At 62.5% G+C, this 4,848-nt stretch carries 2 protein-coding genes and 1 pseudogene; all 3 read right to left on the bottom strand.

The annotated features are described in order from the left end of the window. Positions 1-117: 117 nt before the first annotated feature. Positions 118-1,737, bottom strand: coding sequence for a methyl-accepting chemotaxis protein (locus tag JWR98_RS28745; RefSeq protein WP_078733527.1), 1,620 nt, complete (start codon positions 1,735-1,737; stop codon positions 118-120). Positions 1,738-1,806: 69 nt separating this feature from the next. After that, positions 1,807-2,502, bottom strand: a complete 696-nt coding sequence (locus JWR98_RS28740) for an anaerobic ribonucleoside-triphosphate reductase activating protein (RefSeq protein ID WP_078733528.1) — start codon at positions 2,500-2,502, stop codon at positions 1,807-1,809. After that, positions 2,502-4,685: pseudogene (locus JWR98_RS28730) on the bottom strand (ribonucleoside triphosphate reductase); the annotation flags it as partial. The gene JWR98_RS28740 and the pseudogene JWR98_RS28730, both read right to left, overlap by 1 nt. Positions 4,686-4,848 lie beyond the last annotated feature (163 nt).

Below are 4,848 nucleotides of genomic sequence, written 5' to 3'. Positions count from 1 at the left end.
GTTGGGGCGAAGACCTTTTGGTTACTTTTGGGTCTTTCCAAAAGTGACCCGCTGTAAGAGCGGAACCATAAGTAGCCGTTACCTAAATAACGGATATGTACACCATCGAAAACACCTCTAAACCTTGAACCGTCCCACCATCTGATGCAACACCCCCGCCATCCCCGCCAGATCCTGCCCCGCCGTCTCCGTATGCAACGCCCCCTGCAACACCTGCTGGGACAAATTGCGAATCCCCACCAGATTACGATCCACCTCCCGCGCCACCAGCGCCTGCTCTTCGGTGGCGCTGGCAATCATCATGTTGCGCTCGTTGATCTGCGAAATAGACCGCGTGATTTCCTCCAACGCTTCCCCAGAACGCTGGGCCACGCCCAAGGTCGTCTGCACCCGCTCACTGCTGCTGTGCATCGCCGCCACCGCGTGTTCGGTGTCCTGGCGAATATTGCCGATCATCTGCTCGATCTCCTGGGTCGACGTCTGTGTGCGATGGGCCAGCGCACGCACCTCATCGGCGACCACCGCAAAGCCGCGCCCGGCATCGCCAGCACGGGCTGCTTCGATGGCGGCGTTGAGGGCCAGCAGGTTGGTCTGGTCGGCAATGCTGCGGATCACCTCCAGCACACCACTGATATCCTGCACGCGCCCGGCCAGTTGCTGGATGCGTTCTGAGGTTTCCACCACGCCGGTGGCCAGGGTGTTGATCGACGCCACGGTTTCCTGCACCTGGGCGCGACCGCGCTGGGCGGTCTGTTCGGACAGGCGCGAGGCTTCGCTGGTGCTCACGGCGTTGCGCGCCACTTCATCGACCGCGGCGGTCATTTGATTCACCGCCGTGGCGGCCTGTTCGATCTCCTGGCCCTGGGCCTGCAAGCTGCTGCTGGTCTGGCCGCTGACCGCGCTCAATTCCTCGGAAGAGCTGGCCACGCCGTCCACCGACGCCGCGATGTGCCGCACCATCTGGTTCAGGCTCTGCTGCATCCGGTGCAGGTTGCGCATCACGCTGCCCTCGGCGCTGTTGCCCACCGGCACCTGGATAGTCAGGTCGCCCTCGGCGATATGGTTCAACACCCGCGCCGCTTCAGACGGCTCACCGCCCAGGGGTCGGAGCACACTGCGAGTGACCATCACCGCAGCCGTCACCACCAGGGCCAGGCACAGCACGAACAGCCCAAGCATGTTGCGCCGGGCCTCGTCGTACAGGGTCTGCGCCGCTTGCTGGCGCTCGGCAAACATGCGGCCCTGCATCGCCATCAAGGCGTCCAGGCTCTTGAACACGTCCAGTTCGGCCGGCATCACCTGTTGCTTGAGTTGCGCCAGGCCCTGCTCGCGGGCGCCCTGTCCGATCAGCGCCTGCACCTGGGTAAACGCGGCGACGTAGGCTTCACGGTGGGTTTTCAAGGTGGCATACGCGGCCTTGCCCTCAGCGGTATCGAGCAGCGGTTCGAGGACGCTGAAAGCGTCGGTGATGCGTTGGCGGGTGGTGCCGATGGCGGCCTGGGCCTGTTGATTGTTCTGGTCGATCAGCAGGTCGCGGGTGTTGCGCCCGTTATCGCGCACACCGGTGGCGATCACCATGATCGGCGCGATTTTCGGCCAGTCCTGCCGCACGATCTGTTCCGATTGCTGCTTGAGGGTGGTCAGGTCGTGCAGGGCGTAAAACACCAAGCCGACCAGGGCCAACGGCGCAATCGCGAAACCGATGACAATGCGTTGAGCCGTGGTTAATTGCTTCATTCTGATAATCCCTGATGAAAGCCTGCCCAACATGGGCAGCATCTATAAAAATCCTGTGGAGGGCGTGCATCACCCTCGCAGTACAAACGCGGGGAATAACTCCCGCAGGCGGCCCCATAGTTCAGGCAGCGATGCCTGTACCGGTGCGCTCGCCAATTGCGGATCGAGCATGCTGGCCGTGCGCACCATCTGCACGGCGAAGCGCGTCACACCACGGGCTTGCAAACGCTGGGCCAGACGCAGCAAGCGCGGCGGGTCGATCAGGTGCCAGTGCACCGTGGTGCGGCATTCGTACTCCACGTCACTGGCCAACAAGGTGTCGAGGCTGCGCCAGTTGGCGGCGCCGCTGCCCCTGACCTGGGTGATCAATTGGCAGTCCTCGGCCAGGGCCTTGACGTCAAACCCCACCCAGTCGGCATGACGCAGCGCGTTGGCAAAACCGGCCGGCTTGATTCCCGCGCTGTGCAGGCCGATGCGAAAGCCCATGGCCCGCACTTCATCCATGGCCGCCGGCAAGCCTTCCTGCAGGGTCGGCTCGCCACCGCTGAACACCACGGCGTCGAGCAGATCCTGGCGCCGTTGCAGAAACAGCAATACCCGGCGCCAATCCACCTCCGTGCTTGCGCGCGGTGGGATCAGGTCCGGGTTGTGGCAGTAACGACAGCGCCAGGCACAGCCCTGGCAAAACAGCACGCAGGCGAGCATGCCGGGGTAGTCGAGTGTGGTCAGGGGCACCAGGCCCCCGACCCGCAGCGCTCGACTCATTGGCGCCCGGCCACGGCGGCCGCTTCGGTGAAATGCACACGCTCCTTGTGTTCGGACTGTTTGCCGGGGTTGAACGCCGAGACCGGCCGGTGGTAACCCATTACCCGGGTCCAGACTTCGCAGCGCTGACGTTGTGGCTGGGATGTTTGCATGGTGTATCTCCTTGATGGTTGGAAAACGCTTTATCGCGCAGCGGCCAGGGCGAGAACTTCGTCGCACTTGGGGCAGAACTCATGCTCACCGGCCAGGTAGCCGTGCACCGGGCAAATCGAGAAGGTCGGGGTGATCGTCAGGTACGGCAGGCGGAACCGCCCCAACGCCTTGCGCACCAGTTGCTTGCAGGCCTGCGCCGAGGAAATCTGCTCGGCCATGTACAGGTGCAACACGGTGCCGCCGGTGTATTTGCATTGCAGTTCATCTTGCAGCTCCAGGGCTTCGAACGGGTCCTGGGTAAAGCCCACCGGCAGTTGCGACGAGTTGGTGTAGTACGGCGCGACATCGCTGCCGGCCTGCAGGATGTCCGGGTAGCGCTTGCGGTCTTCCTTGGCGAAGCGGTAAGTGGTGCCCTCGGCCGGGGTGGCTTCGAGGTTGTAGAGGTGGCCGGTTTCTTCCTGGAAACGCAGCAGCGTGGCGCGCACATGGTCGAGCAATTTGAGCGCGAAGGCGCGGCCCTGCTCGGTGTGCATGCCCTGCTGGTCACCGCTGAAATTGCGCAGCATCTCGTGCATGCCGTTAAGGCCGATGGTGGAGAAGTGATTGCGCAAGGTGCCCAGGTAACGCTTGGTGTAGGGGTAAAGGCCGGCGTCCATGTGGTGCTGGATCACTTTGCGCTTGATTTCCAGGCTTTCCATGGCCATGTCCATCAGGCCGTCCAGGCGCTGCAGCAGGCCCGAAGTGTCGCCCTTGAACAGATAGCCCAGACGCGCGCAGTTGATCGTCACCACCCCCAGGCTGCCGGTCTGCTCCGCCGACCCGAACAAGCCACCGCCACGCTTGAGCAACTCACGCACGTCCAATTGCAGGCGACAGCACATCGAACGCACCTGGTTGGGCTGCATATCGGAATTGAGGAAGTTCTGGAAATACGGCAGGCCATAGCGTGCGGTCATCTCGAACAGGCGGTCGGCGTTGTCGCTGTCCCAGGGAAAATCATGGGTGATGTTGTAGGTGGGAATCGGAAAGGTGAACACCCGCCCCTTGGCATCGCCGGCCTGCATCACTTCGATATAGGCGCGGTTGATCAACTCCATCTCGGCCTGCAGGTCGCCGTAGGCGAACGGCATTTCCTCACCGCCGATCACCGGGATCTGCTCACGCAAGTCCTGCGGGCAGACCCAGTCGAAGGTCAGGTTGGTAAATGGCGTCTGGGTGCCCCAGCGCGACGGTACGTTGAGGTTGTAGATGAACTCCTGCACCGCCTGGCGCACCTGGGCGTAGCTCAGTTGGTCCTTGCGCACATAGGGCGCCAGGTAAGTGTCGAACGAACTGAACGCCTGGGCGCCGGCCCATTCGTTTTGCAGGGTGCCGAGGAAATTGACCATCTGCCCCAGGGCGCTGCTCAAGTGCTTGGGCGGCCCGGCTTCAACGCGACCCGGCACGCCATTGAGGCCCTCATGCAGCAACGAACGCAGCGACCAGCCGGCGCAGTAACCGGCGAGCATGTCGAGGTCGTGAATATGCAAATCCGCCTCACGGTGTGCGCGGCCGATCTGCTGGCTGTAGACCTCGTCGAGCCAATAATTGGCGGTGACCTTGCCCGCCACGTTCAGCACCAGCCCGCCAAGGGAATAGCCCTGGTTGGCATTGGCCTGCACGCGCCAGTCTTCGCGGTCGAGGTATTCGTTCATCGAGGTGGCGACTTCCACCAGGGTCTTGCGGTCGCGACGCAGTCGACCGTGTTGTTCGCGATAGACGATGTAGGCGCGCATGGAGAGGAAGTAGCCGGCGTCCATCAACACGCGTTCGACGCTGTCCTGGATCTGTTCGACGTCCAACTGCTCGATGCCCCGCAGGCGGGCCAGGACGGCGCCCAGTAACAGGTCGACGTCGGCCTCTTGGTACTCGCCGGTTGCGGTGCCGGCAGCGGTCAGGGCGTGGTGGATTTTTTCGGCGTTGAAGGGGACCAGGCTGCCGTCGCGTTTGTGTAGGCGGGTGCTGACCAGCGGGGTGAGCGTGTTTTGCATTTTCCGGGCTCCAGGCACTACATGTAGATGTTTTTAGGCTTACAGACACAATATGCAGTGAGGTTACGGAGAATGGGGTGGGAATCCCTTGATCGGGGTCAAGGTTTTTTGATTGGGTACATATCCGTTATTTAGGGATATGTGGAGATCCAAATGTGGGAGG

It is taken from the genome of Pseudomonas lactucae, assembly GCF_016937615.1.
Taxonomy (GTDB): Bacteria; Pseudomonadota; Gammaproteobacteria; order Pseudomonadales; family Pseudomonadaceae; genus Aquipseudomonas; species Aquipseudomonas lactucae.
Note: the sequence above shows the minus strand (reverse complement) of the source record. Positions and strands in the feature narration are given on the sequence as shown.